The following is an 18,703-nucleotide window of genomic DNA, read 5'->3' on the forward strand; positions in this document are numbered from 1 at the left end:
TACGGGGGCCATTTATTTGACAGTTGTTGTGGTTCAACGTACGATAAACACTGTCATTTGCTTTGTGATATGTGCTCATCTGTGATGAGTTTGTTTATATGTTTATCTGTATCCGACCCGCATAAGCTGCGCCCATATTACTCAAATGTCGCGAGCCGTTCGTAAGGACGGTTCGCTTTGTTGTGCAACGAATCCATCAAAAGGAGTGAGCATGCCTATCATCGCAGCGCTCGTTGGCATCGTTTTGGGTGCCATCGCCGCCATTGCCTACATGCGCACCGCCAAGCAGGGTAGTCTTCACGAGGCCGACGAAAAGATCCAGTCGGCACATGCACAGGCTGAGTCCTTGATCGGTGATGCAAAGCGTCAGGCCGAGACCCTCAAAAAAGAGGCTCTGCTTGAGGCCAAGGAAGAGATCATCAAGAACAAGCAAGCTGCCGAAGCCGAGGACAAGCAGCGTAAGAACGAGATTCGTACGCTCGAGAACCGCGTGATGCAGCGCGAGGAATCCCTCGATCGCCGCAACGACGCTCTCGACAAGCGCGAGCATCAGCTGTCCAGCCAGGCCGGTCAGGTCGAGAAGCGCTCCCGTGAGCTCGAGGAGCTCTGCGCAAAGCAGACCTCCGAGCTCGAGCGAATCGCCGACCTTACCCGCGAGGACGCCCACAAGGAGCTTCTCGATAAGGTTCGCGGCGAGGTCACCCACGAGGCCGCCACGATCATTCGCGAGTCCGAGCAGCAGGTTCGCGCCGAGTGCCATAAGACTGCCCAGGAGATCTTGTCCCTGGCGATTCAGCGCTGCGCTGCCGACCACACTGCCGAGGTTACCGTTACCTCTGTGCATATTCCCTCTGATGACCTCAAGGGCCGCATCATTGGTCGCGAGGGTCGCAACATCCGGACCTTTGAGCAGGTTTCCGGCGTCAACCTCGTGATCGACGACACGCCCGAGACCGTCGTTCTTTCGAGCTTCGACCCGGTCCGTCGTGAGACCGCCCGTGTCGCCCTCGAGAACCTCATCGCCGACGGCCGCATTCACCCTGCTCGCATCGAGGAGATGTATCACAAGGCTGCCGACCTGGTTCAGCAGCGCGTGCGCGAGGCTGGCGAGCAGGCTGCCTTCGATACCGGCATCCACGACCTACACCCTGAGATCGTCAAGACCCTTGGTGCCCTGCGCTACCGTACCTCGTTTGGTCAGAACGTGCTTCAGCACTCCCTCGAGGTCTCTGATCTGTGCGGCGTGATGGCTTCCGAGCTTGGCCTGGATGTTGTGACCGCTAAGCGCGCCGGCCTGCTGCACGACCTGGGCAAGGCAATCGACCACGACGTCGAGGGCCCGCATGCCGTCATCGGCGCCGAGCTTGCCCGCCGTTATGGCGAGAAGCCCGTTATCGTCCACGCTATCGAGGCTCATCATGCCGATGTCGACCCCAACACGGTGCTCGATGTCCTGGTACAGGCCGCCGATGCTGTCTCTGCCTCTCGCCCCGGAGCCCGTCGCGAGTCTGCCGAGAACTACATCAAGCGTCTTGAGAAGCTCGAGGAGATTGCCAACTCCCATGACGGCGTCGAGCGTACCTATGCCATGCAGGCCGGTCGCGAGGTCCACGTCATGGTTCAGCCGGATAAGATCTCCGATGCCCAGTCCACGGTTCTGGCTCACGATATCGCCCATCAGATCGAGGAAGAGATGGAGTATCCCGGTCAGGTGCGCGTCGTCGTAATTCGCGAGAGCCGCGCTGTCGATATCGCAAAATAACATGAGCGACGCGAACGAGCTCATCTCATTTATCGCGTCGATGTCGGGGGAGGGCAACCTTCGCGTCGAGGAGAACCTTGGCGAGGGGTATGTCCGCCTCCGCGTTTCGGAGGCTGAGCGGCGCCAGGCAAAGCACGACATTCAGCATGTCGAGGATATCGTCATAGAAATGCTCCGCAATGCTCGAGATGCCGGCGCCGACAAGGTCTATCTCGCCACGACCAAGGAAGATGGCGTCCGCACGCTTGTCTTTCTGGATAACGGTTCGGGCGTTCCGCAGGATATGCAAGAGCGAATCTTCGATGCCCGCGTTACCTCCAAGCTCGAGAGCATGAAGATGGACCGTTGGGGCGTTCACGGTCGTGGCATGGCATTGTTTTCGATCAAACAGAACACCGACGAGGCCCGTGTGGTCACGTCCGGCGTCGATCTTGGTTCAGCCTTCAAGGTGAGCGTCGCAGTCGACCGCCTCAGTGAGCGTGTCGATCAGTCCAGCTGGCCCCAGGCCGTCAAGGATGAGGACGGGCGTTACGTCTGTGCTCGCGGTCCGCATAATATTATTCGCGCTGCTTGTGAGTTTGCGCTCGAGGAGTTGCGTGGTTGCGATGTCTATCTGGGCTCTCCGTCTGAGATTGCCGCGACCCTTTATGCTCAGGCGTCAGGTCGGCTTGATACGTCTCGTCTCTTGTTCATTGATGACGAGAGCGAGCTTCCGGTTATCGATCGTTTAGGCCTTGCTTCTGATGCCGAGGACTTTATCCGTATCTGTGCGGGTTTGGGTCTTGAGATGTCCGAGCGCACGGCTCATCGCATTTTGGCAGGGCAGATTAAGCCCGTTCGCGGTGTGACCGCGCGTCTGCTGCGCGAGCGTGATTCGTCCTCGCATGCGCCGGCTCCTGTCGATCTCGCAAAGGATCGTCGCGGGCTACGTATTGCCAAGGATGATATGGCACAGTTTTCGCGTGCTGTGGAGCGCGACTTTAATGACCTTGCCGCCCGGTACTATCTCAACCTTTGCGGCGACCCAAAGATTCGCGTTTCGCGTGATCGAATCACCGTGACCTTCGATCTTGCCAAAGAGGAATAGTGCCTTTACCGAGTCCACTCGGTACGATACAGTTATTGCAGTTAAAACGTACTTTTAAACGCAGGAGTTTCTTCATGGATTGCCTGAAGGTATCAAGCAAATCATCGCCCGCGTCCGTTGCCGGCGCCATCGCCGGCATGGTCAAGGATGGTGTACCCGTCAACATTCAGTGTGTCGGCGCCGGTGCGGTCAACCAGGCCATTAAGGCAGTGGCTATCGCGCGCGGTTTTTTGATCCCAACCGGTTTTGATATTTCCTGCGCGCCCGTGTTCTCCGACATCCTCATTAACGGTGAGTCGCGCACGGCCATCCGCCTTTCTATCTACGTTCACCAGATCAATCGAGCTGCTATGGATAACGTCGTCATGGATGATGTTAAGCCTGTGGCATAGCTTCTGATTGCCTTGTTTAGCTCCCCATCGTTAGGACTTATGCATATGGATCAGCGTTCCGTACGCGATATTCTTGCCGGTAAAACCTACTTTATCCGCACCTTTGGCTGCCAGATGAATCAGCACGACTCTGAGCGCGTGAGCGGTCTGCTCGATTCGTATGGTTGTCTCATGGCGCTCGAACCTGCGCATGCCGATATCGTTGTCTTCATGACATGCTGCGTGCGCGAGGCCGCCGATACTCGCCTGTACGGCCAGTGCAACTCTTGCAAGAGCCTGCCGCCTTCGCCTTCGGGCAAGCGTGTTGTTGCCGTTGGTGGTTGCATCGCGCAGCGCGATGGCGAGGGTCTGCTTACCAACGTCGATAACGTCAACGTCATCTTCGGTACACATTCCATCGCTCATGTGGCCGAGCTCATTGCCGAGGCGTTCCTTGACGGCAAGCGTCATATTCGCACCAATGAGCATGAGGATACGGATGCCATGAGCATGCCGTGGCATCGCGAGACCCAGTATCACGCCTGGGTGCCTATCATGACGGGCTGCAATAATTTCTGCACCTATTGTATCGTGCCGTACGTGCGCGGTCGCGAAAAGAGCCGCCCCTTCGAGGAGATTGTCGACGAGGTGACCGGTTTGGTACGCCAAGGCGTGCGTGAGATTACGCTGCTGGGCCAAAACGTTAACTCATATGGTCGCGATCTGTTTGGCAAGCCGCGTTTTGCCGATCTGCTGCGTGCCGTGGGCGATACGGGTGTGGAGCGCATCTTCTTTACGTCTTCACATCCCAAGGACCTGCTGCCCGAGACCATCGACGCCATGGCCGAGACGCCTGCCGTTATGCCGCAGCTGCACCTGGCCGTCCAGTCAGGTTCGACGCGGATCCTCAAAGAGATGAATCGCCGTTATACACGCGAGGACTATCTGGGCCTGGTCGATCGCATTCGCAACCGCATGCCCGACATCGCGCTCTCGACCGACATTATCGTTGGCTTCCCGGGCGAGACTGAAGAAGACTTTGAGCAGACGCTCTCACTTGCCGAGATGGTCCGCTATGCTCAGGCCTATACCTTCATCTATTCCAAGCGCGCCGGTACCCCGGCCGCCGAGATTGACGATCCTACGCCGCATGAGGTTATTCTTGAGCGTTTCAACCGCCTGGTTAAGGTTATCGAGACCACGGCACACGAGTATAACCAGGGTGAGCTTCATGCTGTGGTGCCGGCGCTTATTGAGGGAACGAGTAAAAAGAACGACGCGGTCCTGCTGGGCAAGAGTCCCAAGAATCAGACCGTGCATGCGCCCATCCCCGAGGGCTACAGCATCGATCAGCTTGTTGGCAAGATCGTTGATGTTGACGTTGACGTTGCCAAGACCTGGTATTTGTCCGGCTCCGTTGTGGGCGAGCCGCGCTAATGGTTGCTCCCGGGGCAGGTCTTTCCGCCGTTGCGATCGTCGGTCCGACGGCGGTTGGTAAGAGTGATGTCGCCGACCGTTTGGCAGCTCGTCTTTCGTCCGAAGTGCTGTCGTGCGATGCGATGCAAATCTATCGCGGCATGGACATCGGTACCGCAAAGATGGCGCCCGATAAGTGTACGGCGCCGCTGCGTCTCGTCGACATTGTAGAGCCGGGTGTGGCATATTCTGCTGCGCTTTATCAGGCTGACGCTCGCGCGCATGTTGAACGTCTCCTTGGTTCGGGTTGCCTGCCGGTTTTTTGCGGAGGTACGGGGTTGTATCTCAAGGCCGCCCTCGATGAGATGGACTTTCCCTCGGGTGAACTTGAGGACGATCGCCGTGCGGGCTATCAGGAGCTTGCCGAGCGTATTGGCGAGGAAGAACTGCATGCCCTGCTTGCCGTGCGCGATCCAGAATCGGCTGCTGTTATTCATCCCCATAACGTGCGCCGTGTGATTCGTGCGCTCGAGATGCATGATGATGGCGTTTCCTATGCGCAGCAAAAAAGCCAGTTTGGTGTTCCGCGCGAGCATTATCATGCGTTATGGTTTGGCCTGACGCGTAATCGCGAGGTGCTCTATGAACGCATTAACCTACGCGTCGATCTGATGTTTGAGCAGGGTCTTGTCGATGAGGTCCGCGGTCTTATGGACCAAGGGCTGGGAGATGCCCTGACGTCGATGCAGGCAATTGGCTATAAAGAGATCATCGATGCTTTCAATGGCGTGATAAGCATGGATGAGGCTCGCGAACTCATTAAGAGACGTTCGCGTCGTTATGCCAAGCGTCAGCTTTCGTGGTTTAAGCGTGATGACCGTATCGTGTGGTTTGATATGGATGAATGTACGATCGATGAGGTCGTTGAGGATATCCTGCATCGTATTGAGGCTGCCTAATGGCCCGTTTCCCCCTTGTTCCCACGGCACCCGAGCCCGAGCGTGCCATTTTAGTTGGTGTTGAGTGGCGCGACAATGCATGGCCGCTCGATCGCTCGCTCGATGAGCTGGGTCGCCTTGCCCACACGGCTGGTGCCCAGTGCGTGGCTCGCTTGTCTCAGCGTTTGGTAAAGCCGTATCCCAAATCGTTTATCGGCTCTGGTAAGGTTGAAGAGCTTTGCGGCCTGGTGCATCGCATGGATGCCGATGTCGTTATTTTTGACGACGACCTGACGCCCTCGCAGCAGTCCTATTTGGAGAAAGCCGTGGGCGAGCCGGTAAAGATTATCGATCGTACGGCACTGATTTTGGATATCTTTGGTCTGCATGCTCAGACGCGTGAGGGACGCCTACAGGTACAGCTGGCACAGCTTCAATATCTGTTACCTCGTCTGCGTGGCATGTGGAGTCATCTCGCCAAGGAACAGGCGCGCGGCGGCATCGGCTCACGCTTTGGTCAGGGCGAAAGTCAGCTCGAGATCGACCGTCGCCTCATTCGTAATAAGATCGCTGCACTTCGTCGTGAGCTCAGGCAGGTTGAACAGCGTCGCGATATTCAATCCAAGAGTCGCATTGAGTCACCGGCATTTCGTGTCGCGTTAGCCGGTTATACCAATGCCGGTAAATCGACGTTGCTCAATCGTCTGACCGGCTCTACGGTACTTTCGCAGGACAAGCTGTTTGCTACGCTCGACCCGACGACGCGTTCGTATCGCTTGCCCGGCGGTCGCGGCATGACGATCACCGATACCGTCGGCTTTATTCAAAAGCTGCCGCATGGTCTGGTCGATGCCTTTAAATCGACGCTGTCCGAGGTGTTGGGTGCCGATCTAATTCTCAAAGTCGTAGATGCGTCTGACGAGGACTATGAGCGACAGCTTGAGGCTGTCGACCGCGTGCTTGATGAGATCGGCGCCGGAGAGCGTTTGACGCTGACCGTATTCAATAAAATCGATCTTCTCGACAGCGTTGATCGATTGAGTTTCCGTCGTCGCTATCCCGAGGCCGTTCTGTTTTCGGCCCAAACGGGCGAGGGGCTCGACGATCTCGTCGATCGCATTGCTCGCGAGGCGGCCGCCACCGATGTGCTGATTTCCGCCGACATTCCCTATCGCGAAGGCGCCCTCATCACGCTGGTGCATGAGCAGGGGACCCTTTTGCATGAGGAATATCTTGAGGATGGCGTTCGTATTGTGGCGAAACTGCCGGCTCGTATTGCACCGCGGCTCGAGCGTTATCGTACGGAATAAACGAGTTCTAGTACGCCTAGAATGACAGGCTGATGGAGCAGGTAGAACGGTAAGGCATGCCGACCAAGGACTGTGAGCGCCGGGATGGGATTCGCGTATGCCCATTCTGGCGCTTCGAGGCTTGATGCTTGTGCTGCCTGGGCAGCAAAAAAGCCGGTAAGGTACATAAAGACAAACGGAATGAGTGGATAGTAGTCTCCCGATACAAAACCCGGGCCCGGAAATCCTAGCCATGCCAGGTAGGGGAGTGGGTAGACCGCTTTTGGAATGCCCCAAGTTAGGGCAAAAAGAACAAGGCACGCCGCGATTCCCCACGAGCCCGGTATTTTTTGGAGTAGCGGACGGGTTAGTGCAACCACAGCGGTACACGCCGCCATGCAATAAATGATGCCAAAGTTCACTGAATCGTCGACCGATACGAGCGTTGTTGCGATCCAGACGACCAAAGCTGCGGCAGCGTACTTGGCCGCTCGTTTAGCATTGTTGCGCGAAAGGGTGCACATCCAACCCGCGATAAACAAAAATACCCAGCTGATGCTGGCGCGCCAGATGTCTTGAAAGACAGTCTGGGTAAACCAGGGCATATCCCAGTCGTACAGATACGCGAGATCGTAGCAAGCGTGAAAACCTGCCATTGAAATCATCGTAAACCCGCGGACGGTGTCAAAGATGGTGATGCGTTTCTGCATTACGAGAACCGGCGCATCAAGCCGACGACTTTGCCCAGGATAACGGGATTCGTTGCATAGATAGGCTCCATGGTGTCATTCTCAGGCTGCAGGCGTACGCGTCCCTGCTCCTTGTAGAACGTCTTGACGGTCGCTGAACCATCAATCATGGCCACGACAATTTCGCCGTTCATGGCACTCTTTTGTTCACGGACGATGATGTAATCGCCATTGAAGATGCCGACATTGATCATTGAGCTCCCATGCACCTCAAGGATAAAGGACCCCTGATCACTGGCGATTTCGGTCGGGATAGTAAAAGTGTCTTCGATATTCTGCTCGGCCAGAATGGGGATCCCAGCCGCGACGCGACCAACGAGCGGTAGCGAGACAGTCCCGCGAGGTGCGGAGGGCTCGTCAGATTTAGAAATAGAGACAGAGGAACCGTCTTCGTTAAAGAGTTCCAGGGCGCGCGGTTTGGTGGCATCGCGCTTGAGTAGCCCGCGCGCCTCCAGGGCAGAGAGATGAGCGTGCACGGTGCTGGGGGAGGAAAGGCCCACGGCAGAAGCCATCTCGCGCACGCTGGGCGGATAACCCTTCTCCTGCTGATATTCCTTGATGAAGTCGTAAATTTGCTGCTGGCGCTTGGTAATTTTGCGAGCCATCAGGGCATCCTCTCTACCCATGTCAAACAAATGTTCGAATTTTGCTTGACAGGAACAACTGTTCGGAGATAATAATAACCGAACATTCGTTCCCGCGCCAGACATTTTTGTCCGCGCGGCTTGATAAAACTGTTCTCAGCAAAACACGCGAGAGGAGAACATGATGAATGTAACGAATATGGTCCAGGGAAACCTCGCCCTTAAGCTCGAGACGCCTGCAGAACCCACTTTTACGGTTGTTCAGGGTGGCCGCTCCGGCTTTCAGCCTCTGACCGTGCAGCCTGCTCGCAATCAGCAGACTGTAGCCGCGCCTACCCGCGCCGCCCTGAAGGTTTCGACGATTGTCGCCGTTGCCGTTGCGCTTACGCTCTTCTTTGTCCTCGCTACGTCTGTCTTTAGTGCTCGTCACGCTGCGTATGCCGAGTCCGTTTCCAACGTTACCTACGAGACCATTCGCGTTCAGCCTGGTGATTCTCTTTGGTCGCTTGCCGAGGAATATCCAATCGAATGCCTTTCCACGCAAGAGACTTCCGACATGATCCGTAACGTCAATCATCTGGAGCATGGTTCGCTCGCCGCCGGTGCGCATCTTAAGGTTCCTGCTCGTTCGTAATCATTATCGCGCTGCGCATGGTACCCTTGTTATCGTTTAAGAGGAGGTACCATGCGCTGTCCCAAATGCGGCAAGGCACATACCCGCGTCGTTGATTCCCGTATGCAGGAGTCAAATAACACCATTAAGCGCCGTCGCGAATGTTGCTCGTGTAACTACCGCTTTACAACGTTCGAGCGATGTGAAGACCCAATTGAGGTCATTAAGTCGGACGGAACTAAGCAGCGGTTCGATCGCAATAAGCTGCTCGTCGGCTTGATGCGCGCCACCATCAAGCGTGATATCGACACTAAGAAGCTCAATGAGCTTATCGACGATATCGAGGTCGAGCTGCGCTCTCGCACGCTTACGGCCGTCACGTCGCATGAGTTGGGTGATATGGTGCTCAAACGCTTGGCCAAGATCGACAAGGTGGCGTACATCCGCTTTGCCTCGGTCTACCGTGATTTCAAAGACGTCGATGAGTTTCTGCAAGAGCTCGATAAGTTAAGGTGATTCCATGTCCAACATTACCGTCAACATAAAGCGTCTCGACCCCACCGTCGAGCTTCCCAAATACGCCCATCCCACCGATGCCGGCTTGGATTTGCGCTCCAACGAGGACTGCGTCCTGAAGCCCTTCGAACGCCGTCTGGTCTCTACTGGGCTGGCTATCGCCCTGCCCGATGGCTACGCCGGCTTCGTGCAGCCCCGCAGCGGCTTGGCCATCAAGCAGGGCCTGTCTATAGTTAACACGCCGGGCCTCATCGACGCCCACTACCGAGGAGAACTCAAGGTTATCCTCATCAACCTGGATCCCACCAACGACATCCAAATCAACAAAGGCGACCGCATAGCCCAACTCGTCATCCAAGAAGTCCCCACGGTCAACCTCGTAGAAGTAGAAGAACTAGACAAAACCGACCGAGGAGCCGGCGGTTTCGGTTCTAGCGGCGTATTGTAATGTCCGCTCGCCCATGGGAGGCCCCTATATATCATCCCGTGCTCAAACATTCTCGCGGGGCGCTCGTATCCCTCCCGCCCGCCTCTCACACATATCATTCCATGCTCAAACATTCTCGCTTCGCTTCGCTCGCTGCGAAACTGCGCGTGGAACGATATGTGTGAGAGGCAGGCGGGCGGCTACTCGCTTGAAAAAATATTTACATTCTAGTAAGCCAATGCGACAAAGGAACAATCCCTTTGTCGCATTGGCTTACTGTATTTAGATTTTCCGGTTTCGCCTTTGAAGGTTCTAGTGGTGGGGAATCTGGTATAGCTGCTAGAACGTAAACGCAGCTTACCTGCGGGAGGCCCCTATATATCGTCCCACGCGCAGTTTCGCAGCGAAGCGAGAATGTTTGAGCATGGGATGATATATAGGGGCCTCCCGCAGGTAAGCGGACATAAAGACGCTAGCGGATATGCGCAGGTTTTCCGCCCCAGTAGAAGCGGCAGAAGGCTCGTTTGCGCTTTTGGGGTTTGCCTACAAGCTCCATGGTTGCGATGGCTATGTCTTCGGCTGCATGGGGGCGGCGTAGTACTTCGCCGTTGATGAGTAGGGCTTTGAGTGATTCGGGATGGTCGTGCAGGTGGCGCAGGGTTACGATGAGTTCTCGTGCGGTGGTGACATGCATGCTGGCGCCCATGCCGGTGAGCATCGTGGTGTTGGCCTTTTCCTGACCGTATGATTTGCCCAGCAGGATCATCGGCAGATGAGCGCACAGGCACTCGGTGACGGTGAGCCCGCCCGACTTGAGGATTGCCAGGTCGCAGCCGTGCATGAGGGCAGCCATGTCGTCCACGTAGTCCAGAACCGTGACGTTTTCGAGCTTCATGGCGTCGAAGAGCTTCTTGAGTCGGGAGGCGTATTCCTCATCCTTGCCCGGCAAAAAGACAAAATGCATGTCCTCAAAGCTGCGTAGGAAGGGGAGCGTATGGTCCATCGCTGCTCGGAAACGTACGTAAGGCTGCGGCAGACTGGCGCCGGCCATAACCAGCACGACGGTCTTGTCGGTGGGGAGGTTGAACTTGGCTAGCTCTTCCTCGCGATCGTAATCCGTGTCGAATCCGGTGCGAATAGGAATGCCGGTAATGCGAATCTTTGCCTCGGGCACCTTGCGCGGACGCAGCGTTTCGGACATAAATTCGTTGGCAACACAGAATAGATCGGTGTCCTTGTGGGGCCACCAGCCCTCGACTTCGTAGTCGGTCGGTACGCAGATGACCGGATAATCGATACCCGTAATTACGCGGGCACCCACGGCAACATTGGCTGCTGTGATGTGCGTTGCGACCACGGCTATGGGCCTGCGGCTACGAATATATTCGTTGAAGGCGGGGAACATGATTCGTGACCATGCCGTGCCGCCACCCCAGAGAAGATGTCCCGTAAGTGTATATCTCCAGGTCAGGTCGTAAATGGGGCGTGTGGCTCCCGTAAACGAAGCCGCGGTCTTATTGCCGTCGAATTTAATACGTCCAAAATCAAGGATATCGAGCACTTCAATCTCAACATCCTCGGGGATGCCATTGGTGCCGCGGATGAGGTCGAATGCCTGCGCAATCGCATTTGCGGCGGCCTTATGGCCTGAGCCGACCGAGGCGTGCACGATGGTCACGAGAGGTTTTTGCTGAGCCAAGAGCGCTGTTTGCTCCGATTGGGGAGTGCTGTGTGTGAGCAGGGGAGCGTCGTCGCTCGTCTGCGTTTGATCCATCGATAACTCCCCTTCGACGTTGTGACACGGATTTATCATTGTAGTGCATGAGTGTCATGTTCACGTAAATTTGGGTATGAGCGCAAAGAACGTCAATGTTTCGACGAGAGGATATTCCATGACTACCGATCAGCCGATCGATGTTGCGATTATCGGTGGCGGCCCCGCGGGCTATGCTGCCGCTATTTACGCTGCGCGTGCCAACCTGACGACGACCGTGATTGAGCAGGGCATGTCGGGAGGGCAGATCGCCACAACCAATGAGATCGAGAACTATCCGGGCATTCCGCTCTTGAGTGGCGCCGAACTCGGCGAGCGTTTTCAGCAGCATGCAGAGGGCCTGGGAGCACAGGTTGCATGGAGCATGGTTACGGGTATCGATTACGATGCCGATGCAGCGCTGTTTACGGTGCATCACGATACGGGCGATACGCTGGCCTCGAGTGTTATCGCTTGCATGGGTGCCACGCCGCGACCGGCAGGTTTCGCTGGCGAGGATACGTATCGCGGTCGTGGCGTTTCATATTGCGCAACATGTGACGGCATGTTCTTCCGCGGCAAACAGGTCTTTGTAATCGGTGGTGGCAATTCGGCATGCGAAGAGGCGCTGTTCCTGTCCGACATTGCCAGCAGCGTGACCATCGTGCTGCGCCGCGACCAGTTCCGTGCGCCCGAGGGTGTCGTGAAAAAAGTTCTTGCTAAGGATAATATTTCAGTTAGGTACCAAGCTAGTATTGTTGAACTTTCAGGTGAAGCGATGCCCACGACGATTACGTTCAAGGACAATGCGAGCGGCAAGACGCATGCTGAGACCTTTGAACCTGGCTCGTTTGGCATCTTTGTCTTTACGGGGACGCAGCCACATACTGAGCTTGTTGAGCACCTAGTCGATCTGGCTCCTGACGGCGGCATTGTCACCGACGATTCGATGGCCACCCGTACGTCCGGCTTATTCGCAGCCGGCGATATCCGTTCCAAGCGTTTACGCCAGGTTGTGACCGCCGTTTCTGACGGAGCCATAGCAGCAACGAGTGCATACGCGTTTCTCCGTGGATAAGTACGATAATATATCTTATGTAAGGTTGTTATCTTTATACAAAGTGGTTGGACGGTGCATCAATGTGCTGTCCAACCACTTTTACTTAGCGGCTATGTGGTATGCAAAACTAGATTTTCTAGAATACAATATAGAAAAGGAACGGAGGACCTTTATGAACCACGTTAACCACGTTATTCCGATGTCCGATTCGTCTGTCAGCATTAAGCCCGAGGATATTCAGCCCACCGTGCTGCCCGATGCATTTATTCAGTCCGATATCGTGCGCAAACTTAATACGTTGAGTCTGCCTCGCTATGACCAGTTGCCCAACGTGACGCTCTACCGCGATCAGGTCATTGAATATGTCGCGCTGTGGATGGAGCCGCTGTCCATTTGTGTGGAGCAGCCTGTCATTACGCCATCGATGATCAATAACTACGTGAAGGTCGGCCTGGTACCTGCTCCGGTCAAAAAGCAATATGGCCGAGAACAGATTGCGCGTCTCATCGCCATTTGTATCTTTAAGCAGGTGCTGCCCATCTCCGCGGTTCAGGCGCTCTTTAATATTCAGCGCTTGAGCTATGACGCTCCGACGGCATTCGATTATGTGGTCGATCAACTTGAGGCATCGATTCGTGCGGCGTTTTCCGTCGAGCAGACTCCCGTGCCCGATGGCGCACACCAGGTTACGCGCGAATCGCTGCTCGTACGCAGTGCGGTATCGTCCTTCGTTTCGAAGTCGTACCTGATGAGCTATCTCAAGTTCAACGGGTTTAATAGCTAGCCCACGTTTAAAACGGGCGGGACAAAGAGCCATCTGTCACTTTGTCTCGCCCGTAATTTTGTTTGGTTGGACTTTACTTGCCCGAAGCTACGCCCATGCCGTAGCCGATAATGAGCCCATGCATTTCGGCATAGTATGAATCTAGCCCGTTACAGGGCATGATGACAGTCTTGGAGCCTGGCCAGCGCTCCACAATTCGGCTGGCAAGTGCTTGGGCGCCTGCCTCATTCTCGACATGGTCGATGACGACCTCGCCGCCCGTAAAACCCTCGGCTTCCATGGTGTCGATGATCTTGTTGAACATCTTCTTTTCGCCACGCGTGTGTCCGACGAGTTCGATTTTACCGGCCTCACTCGCCGTGCCCAAAATGCGAATATTGAGCTTGTTGGCAATGACGCCGGCTGCCTTAGGGATACGTCCGGCCTTGGCGAGGTTTTCGTAATTGCACAAGCTGAAGAGGATTTTACTGTTCTGCTCAAGGCTATCGAAGTATGCGCAAGCATCCTCGAATGAGACGTCCGGATTGCTTGCGAGATAACGGTCGAACAGCAGGAAGATCAGGTCCATTTTGCCGCCTGCTGCGCGTGAATTGACAAGATGAATATTGCGGTCCGGTTCCTCGGCAAGAACCATATCGCGAGCCGTTGCGGCGGCGTTGTAGCTGCCCGACACGCCTTCAGAGATCGGCATGCAGATGGTCTTGTCTGCCAATTTGAAGAGCTCGACCCACTCCCCTACGCTGGGACAAGCGCTCGAAGAAGCGCTCGTCTCCGCCTGAACAGCGCAGTTGAGCTCATGAACGTCGAGCGAAAGATCATCGACGAATTCACGCTCCCCCACTCGAATTTTGAGGGGCGCAAATGCAAAGGTGGTATGGGGTGCGGTCGGTTGCCAATCGCGGAGGTTGCAGCTTGAATCTGAGATAAGTGCCCAGCTCATAGAGGGTCCTTTCTAATTGCTCCCATATAATTATAGCCTTCTTGCTAACCGATTGGGCCGCTATCTAGTATTCAAAACTAGATAGCGGCCTGCACTAAAGGCAAAAGAATGGACCCCATGACTCAAAGCCACGAGGTCCATATCCGTTTGCTTTATCTGAATACTTAGTAGCGTACGAAGATATAGTTGTTGTTCATGCCGGCGGCAACGGAGCTGATGATAACACCCGTGTTGTAGTCGGAAGCATGAATCATCTGACCGCCACCGATGTAAATGCCGGTGTGGTACGAGTTGACCACAACGTCACCGGGCTGCGGATCGGACACACGCGTCCAGCCCATAAAGGTGCCCGTGGTGCCCAGGCGACAATAGCGACCAGTGAGGCAGTAGCTAACAAAACCAGAGCAGTCGAAGCTGTTCGGGCCAATTCCGCCCCAGGAATAAGCACAACCAAGCTTACTGTATGCACGCAAGACAACAGAACCGCCATCGACGGACTGGCTCGGAACGGAAGGCGCCGGAGCCGGAGCCGGAGCGGGCGTCGGGGGCTGCGGCGTCGGAGCAGGTGCCGGCGTAGGAGCCGGAGTGTTGCCGCCCTGGTTGCTGTTATTGCTGGTCTGGCCACCGTTGTTGGTGTTCTCGGTCGTACCGGCAGTCTCGTTGCTCACCGTGGCCTTCTCGGCGGTACTGGCGTTGATGCCGGCCTGCAGCGCGGCGTTGGCCTCGGCCTCGGCGGCAAGCTCAGCCTGCAGCTGAGAATCCAGAGAGTTTACGACGTTCTGGGCTTCAGCCTGCTGGGCGTTAAGCTCGTCGACCTTCTTTTGCGTGGTGGCGACGTTCTTCTCCTGCTCGGCCTGCTTATCGGTGAGCTGCTGCTTAAGCTCCTTAACCTCTTGAATGGTCTGAGCTTGCTTATCGGAAACTTTGCCGTAGTAGAACAGACGGTTGAGCATATCGCTCAGGTCATCGACGCCGGTCAGAACCTGAAGCAGGCTCAGACCGCCGGTTTTGTACTCGCCGGCGACATAGGTCGAGAGCTTGGCCTGACCATCGGCGATCTCCTGCTGCTTTTGAGTGATCTCGCCAGCAGTCTGGTCGAGCGCCTGCGTCTGCGTGGCGAGCTCATCGTAAATCTGCTGGGTTTGGGTACCGATCTGCTCGAGCTTCGTACGAGCAGCGGCAAGGTCGGATGCGGTATCGGCGTAGGCAGGAGCCGCGAGGCCCAAGCCCAAAACACAAGCGAGGGTTGCCGTAGCAGCGCAGCGTGCCATGTTTTTGTGCGTGTTTGCTGTGCGCATGTAGCTTCCTTTCCAGTAACTAAGGGTAACGGCTAGTTCACCGTCACCAGGCTAAAGAGCTCCACATCGTCATCAGACGGCGTGAGCTTCTCGCGCGGGTTGAGAAACGCAAGCTCAAGGATACAACCGTAACCGACAAGCTTTGCGCCCATATCTCGCACCAGTTTACCTGTTGCCTCGACGGTTCCGCCCGTCGCGACCAAGTCGTCCAGAATCAACACGGTATCTTTAGAGCTGATAGCGTCGGCATGGATCTCAATGGAATCCGTTCCGTATTCGAGCTCATAGCTCTGGCTCACGGTCTCGCGCGGTAGCTTGCCCGGTTTACGTGCGGGAACAAAGCCGGCGCCAAGGGCTACAGCCACCGGTACGCCAACCATAAAGCCACGGGCCTCGGGGCCAACGACCTTAGTAATGCCCATGTCGGCAAAATGCTCGGCCAGCGCATCTACCATGGCCTTCAGTGCCTCGGGATTGCCAAAGAGCGGCGTGATGTCTTTAAAGATGACTCCGGGCTCGGGATAGTCGGGGATGTCGACGATTTGAGATTCGAAGTCGTACATGGCGTGACCTTTCATGGATTGCCGGGTGGACGGCGGCTATTTACCCGTGTTAGTAGACGAGCTATGCGAGGTGACGATGACCTTGGACGGCTGTACGAGCGACTCGTCGTGTGCGGCAACCGCGGAGACACTTGCCCCATCGCTTTTAGCCTTGGTGGACTCGGAGCGAGCGATCTCCTCATCGAGCGCATCGATGTCGGCGTCCTCGACCACGGCGTTGAGCGACTCAAAAACGCGGTTCTTGAGCAACGCGGTGTGCACGCCTTCCGTCAGGTCGTGAAGCTTCTTAAACGCACGCTCGAGCTTGGCGTCGCGCTCGTCATCGGAGGTATCCATGCCGAGCATGCTTACGAGCACTTGCTCAAACATCGAGGATTCGCGGTTGGCGGAAGACACGTACTGACGCAGGTTGCGCGGCTCGATATGGAAGCGTGACAGCTCGGAGCAGTAGCGGATGATCGGAAAATCGCGACCATCGACGAGCTCACGGTTCTGCGGACTTTTGATGATGCGAATGAGGTCGTTCTCGGCGAGCGAGCGGATAAACGAGATCTCGACGCCCAGCATATCGGGAATGGTCTCGATGGGATGCAGCTTTTGTTTGGTCTCCTTGGGCTCCGTCTTAAGCGGAACATCGGACAGCAAGCCCACCTCGTAGGCGAGCGTTGACAGGTCCGTGGCGTTTTCCAAGCGCTGCTTAATCACGTTGAGCGGCATATAGCGGGTCTTCTGCAGGTGCAGGATGACCTCCAGGCGGTCAACGTCCTCCTTGGAGTACTGACGGTATCCCTTAGGCGTACGATGAGGGGTAATGAGCCCCTCATCTTCTAGAAATCTAATTTTTGAGTTCGAAAGATCGGGGTATGCGCCTCGAAGTAGGTTGACGACTTGGCCGATACTCAGATAGTTGCGTTCGGCCATGCCCTACTCACCGGTTTCGATGCGCTCCGGCGTGCTCTCGTGGTAGATGAGCGTAAACGTACCGATCTGAACGGAAGAGCCGTCGTGCAGCGGAGCCGCGTTGACAATGGCACCGTCGACCCAGGTGCCGTTGAGCGAGCCCAGATCCTCAATACGGGCGCCCAGGCCCTCACGAATAATGCGTGCGTGGCTGCGCGAGACAGTCATGTCGTTGAGGAAGATGCCATTCGCGGGATCGCGACCGATGGTGGTCACGTCGTCCTCGAGCTCAAAGGCGGCACCAGTCTGCGGACCCTTGACGATGGACAGAACGGGGGCGGTGATGCGCACGTTGGCCATGAGGTCGGGAACGGTGACGTCGCTTGAAGGCACGCGGAATACGCAGGTAGCGTCAGCAGTCTTATCATTCTGAGGCATATTGTTAACCATGTTGTCCATGACAACCCCTAACTTATCGCGGACGTGCCGCAAATAATGAACCGTACGTAATCATACCCCAACGAATCAGTCTTCGATTTCGGGGTTAAGAAAGTCGATGTCCTCGTCCTCGGGATGCGCGAGAGCCTGTTTAATGGCCACACCGCCCTTAATGGAGTAGATGACAGCGGTGAGCATGGAGAAGATCACACCACCATACACAAAGAAGATGCCGAGGGGCACCGAGCTTCCGTTGAGGCCCGGGAAGGCCGTGAGGGTTGAAGGTAAAAGGTGCATGCCGTCAACAACGGGGAACCCGAGCAGCATGAGCGAGAAGCCAGTCATGAGCAGCGCAGTGGCAATCTTTCCGGGAAAGACGACATCGATGGGGCGACGGTGATAATGACGCACGATAAGCGTGCCGATGCCCAGATAGATGTCGCGGCCTATAATGAGCACGCAGACCCAGATGGGCAGCTCTCCGCGGACCACCAGTCCAAGTACGCCGGTGAACAGCAGCGCGCGGTCGCAAATGGGATCCATGACCTTGCCGAGCCACGAGACCGTCTTAGTCATGCGGGCGATCTGACCGTCCATCCAGTCGGTGGAGGCGGCAACGGCGTAGATAACGATGGCGATGACGCGGTTGTTATCCGTCACAAACAGGTACAGAAATACCAGGGTGAGGATCAGGCGCGTAAAGGTGATGAAATTGGAGATCGTAAAGATCTTATTCGACGGGTAATCGGAAGTGCCGATAAGCTCCTTTTTGATCTTCTTTTTGATGCCCACAGGACTCCCCCGCTGGTTAACGATAAAACTTTCGATACTATACCCGTTCTGGCGATGTCTATCCAGCGTAAGCATAGAGAGTCCAGACATGAGGAAGGCGCTGTCGCAACGTGAATGTACCGTTTTGTGTACGTCAGCCTCCAAACATGTCATTAATTGTCATTTTTGGAGGGTGACGTACAAGTTTTTGTTGAGCGAAAGTATCGATCAAGAAAGCCGTTGATTCTATGTTGCTTACGCCGTTGATTCTTAATAAAAAAGGTCAGGCACTAGGTGCCTGACCTGCAAACTTCTGGTCGGGACGACTGGATTCGAACCAGCGACCCCTTGACCCCCAGTCAAGTGCGCTACCAAGCTGCGCCACGTCCCGAAGCTTATGTTTGTTGCTCTGCTCTCGCTCGCAACAGGGAGTATATTAACCCG

At 55.8% G+C, this 18,703-nt stretch carries 20 protein-coding genes and 1 tRNA gene; 11 read left to right on the plus strand and 10 right to left on the minus strand.

Annotated features, from left to right (window positions below; all coding sequences use genetic code 11):
- Positions 1 to 211: 211 nt before the first annotated feature.
- The 6 genes from rny to hflX all read left to right on the plus strand — a co-directional run bounded on the left by rny (position 212) and on the right by hflX (position 6,884).
- A complete protein-coding gene (gene rny, locus DWZ22_RS04460) occupies positions 212 to 1,762 on the plus strand; it encodes a ribonuclease Y (protein WP_089573375.1) in 1,551 nt (516 codons plus the stop codon).
- A 1-nt stretch (position 1,763) separates the two neighbouring features.
- On the plus strand, positions 1,764 to 2,849 hold the full coding sequence (locus tag DWZ22_RS04465; RefSeq protein ID WP_118405532.1) for an ATP-binding protein: 1,086 nt from the start codon (positions 1,764 to 1,766) through the stop codon (positions 2,847 to 2,849).
- A 74-nt stretch (positions 2,850 to 2,923) separates the two neighbouring features.
- Positions 2,924 to 3,241, plus strand: a complete 318-nt coding sequence (locus tag DWZ22_RS04470; RefSeq protein WP_006235982.1) for a stage V sporulation protein S — start codon at positions 2,924 to 2,926, stop codon at positions 3,239 to 3,241.
- Positions 3,242 to 3,286: 45 nt separating this feature from the next.
- Complete coding sequence (gene miaB / locus DWZ22_RS04475) at positions 3,287 to 4,657, plus strand: tRNA (N6-isopentenyl adenosine(37)-C2)-methylthiotransferase MiaB (RefSeq protein ID WP_118405533.1); 1,371 nt, start codon at positions 3,287 to 3,289, stop codon at positions 4,655 to 4,657.
- Complete coding sequence (miaA, locus tag DWZ22_RS04480; RefSeq protein ID WP_118405534.1) at positions 4,657 to 5,595, plus strand: tRNA (adenosine(37)-N6)-dimethylallyltransferase MiaA; 939 nt, start codon at positions 4,657 to 4,659, stop codon at positions 5,593 to 5,595. The genes miaB and miaA overlap by 1 nt, the downstream gene beginning before the upstream one ends.
- Positions 5,595 to 6,884 (plus strand): GTPase HflX, encoded by a 1,290-nt coding sequence (gene hflX / locus DWZ22_RS04485; RefSeq protein ID WP_118405535.1) that lies wholly within the window; start codon positions 5,595 to 5,597, stop codon positions 6,882 to 6,884. Before miaA ends, hflX begins: the two co-directional genes overlap by 1 nt.
- Here hflX and DWZ22_RS04490 read toward each other — a convergent pair.
- Together DWZ22_RS04490 and lexA are read right to left on the minus strand one after the other, a co-directional pair.
- Entirely contained in the window at positions 6,869 to 7,573 is a 705-nt protein-coding gene (locus DWZ22_RS04490) for a heparan-alpha-glucosaminide N-acetyltransferase (RefSeq protein WP_118405536.1), read from the minus strand. The genes hflX and DWZ22_RS04490 overlap by 16 nt on opposite strands.
- On the minus strand, positions 7,573 to 8,217 hold the full coding sequence (lexA, locus tag DWZ22_RS04495; RefSeq protein ID WP_147352259.1) for a transcriptional repressor LexA: 645 nt from the start codon (positions 8,215 to 8,217) through the stop codon (positions 7,573 to 7,575). Before lexA ends, DWZ22_RS04490 begins: the two co-directional genes overlap by 1 nt.
- Positions 8,218 to 8,380: 163 nt before the next feature.
- On the opposite strand from lexA, the gene DWZ22_RS04500 reads away from it, so the two are divergent.
- The 3 genes from DWZ22_RS04500 to dut are packed head-to-tail and all read left to right on the plus strand — an operon-like array spanning position 8,381 to position 9,773.
- Positions 8,381 to 8,830: a LysM peptidoglycan-binding domain-containing protein gene (locus DWZ22_RS04500; protein ID WP_158573294.1), complete on the plus strand. Its 450-nt coding sequence runs from the start codon at positions 8,381 to 8,383 to the stop codon at positions 8,828 to 8,830.
- Between the two features lie 51 nt (positions 8,831 to 8,881).
- Complete coding sequence (gene nrdR, locus DWZ22_RS04505; protein ID WP_117742760.1) at positions 8,882 to 9,325, plus strand: transcriptional regulator NrdR; 444 nt, start codon at positions 8,882 to 8,884, stop codon at positions 9,323 to 9,325.
- Positions 9,326 to 9,329: 4 nt separating this feature from the next.
- On the plus strand, positions 9,330 to 9,773 hold the full coding sequence (gene dut / locus DWZ22_RS04510; protein WP_117742761.1) for a dUTP diphosphatase: 444 nt from the start codon (positions 9,330 to 9,332) through the stop codon (positions 9,771 to 9,773).
- Positions 9,774 to 10,224: 451 nt separating this feature from the next.
- Here dut and DWZ22_RS04515 read toward each other — a convergent pair whose 3' ends face one another.
- Complete coding sequence (locus DWZ22_RS04515; protein WP_118405538.1) at positions 10,225 to 11,526, minus strand: glycosyltransferase; 1,302 nt, start codon at positions 11,524 to 11,526, stop codon at positions 10,225 to 10,227.
- Between the two features lie 118 nt (positions 11,527 to 11,644).
- Between DWZ22_RS04515 and DWZ22_RS04520 the strand changes: the two genes are divergently transcribed.
- The gene (locus DWZ22_RS04520; protein WP_118345269.1) at positions 11,645 to 12,583 is read left to right on the plus strand and encodes an NAD(P)/FAD-dependent oxidoreductase; all 939 of its coding nucleotides are present in this window, start codon (positions 11,645 to 11,647) and stop codon (positions 12,581 to 12,583) included.
- A 154-nt stretch (positions 12,584 to 12,737) separates the two neighbouring features.
- Positions 12,738 to 13,349, plus strand: coding sequence for a DUF1836 domain-containing protein (locus DWZ22_RS04525; protein WP_199583449.1), 612 nt, complete (start codon positions 12,738 to 12,740; stop codon positions 13,347 to 13,349).
- A 73-nt stretch (positions 13,350 to 13,422) separates the two neighbouring features.
- Here DWZ22_RS04525 and DWZ22_RS04530 read toward each other — a convergent pair whose 3' ends face one another.
- From DWZ22_RS04530 to DWZ22_RS04560, 7 genes are all read right to left on the minus strand, one after another.
- The gene (locus DWZ22_RS04530) at positions 13,423 to 14,289 is read right to left on the minus strand and encodes a DegV family protein (RefSeq protein WP_118405539.1); all 867 of its coding nucleotides are present in this window, start codon (positions 14,287 to 14,289) and stop codon (positions 13,423 to 13,425) included.
- A 164-nt stretch (positions 14,290 to 14,453) separates the two neighbouring features.
- Complete coding sequence (locus tag DWZ22_RS04535; RefSeq protein ID WP_199583450.1) at positions 14,454 to 15,587, minus strand: NlpC/P60 family protein; 1,134 nt, start codon at positions 15,585 to 15,587, stop codon at positions 14,454 to 14,456.
- A 32-nt stretch (positions 15,588 to 15,619) separates the two neighbouring features.
- Positions 15,620 to 16,150, minus strand: coding sequence for an adenine phosphoribosyltransferase (locus DWZ22_RS04540; protein WP_117735205.1), 531 nt, complete (start codon positions 16,148 to 16,150; stop codon positions 15,620 to 15,622).
- Between the two features lie 36 nt (positions 16,151 to 16,186).
- A complete protein-coding gene (locus DWZ22_RS04545; protein ID WP_118405541.1) occupies positions 16,187 to 17,071 on the minus strand; it encodes a MerR family transcriptional regulator in 885 nt (294 codons plus the stop codon).
- A gap of 3 nt (positions 17,072 to 17,074) precedes the next feature.
- Positions 17,075 to 17,509 carry an FHA domain-containing protein gene (locus DWZ22_RS04550; RefSeq protein WP_006236002.1) on the minus strand — a complete coding sequence of 145 codons (435 nt, stop codon included), beginning with the start codon at positions 17,507 to 17,509 and terminating at the stop codon, positions 17,075 to 17,077.
- Positions 17,510 to 17,575: 66 nt separating this feature from the next.
- A complete protein-coding gene (locus tag DWZ22_RS04555) occupies positions 17,576 to 18,280 on the minus strand; it encodes a CDP-alcohol phosphatidyltransferase family protein (RefSeq protein ID WP_118405542.1) in 705 nt (234 codons plus the stop codon).
- A gap of 293 nt (positions 18,281 to 18,573) precedes the next feature.
- Positions 18,574 to 18,650 (minus strand) — tRNA-Pro (locus DWZ22_RS04560).
- Between the last annotated feature and the right edge of the window lie 53 nt (positions 18,651 to 18,703).

This window comes from Collinsella sp. AF31-11 (genome assembly GCF_003475605.1).
Taxonomy (GTDB): Bacteria; Actinomycetota; Coriobacteriia; order Coriobacteriales; family Coriobacteriaceae; genus Collinsella.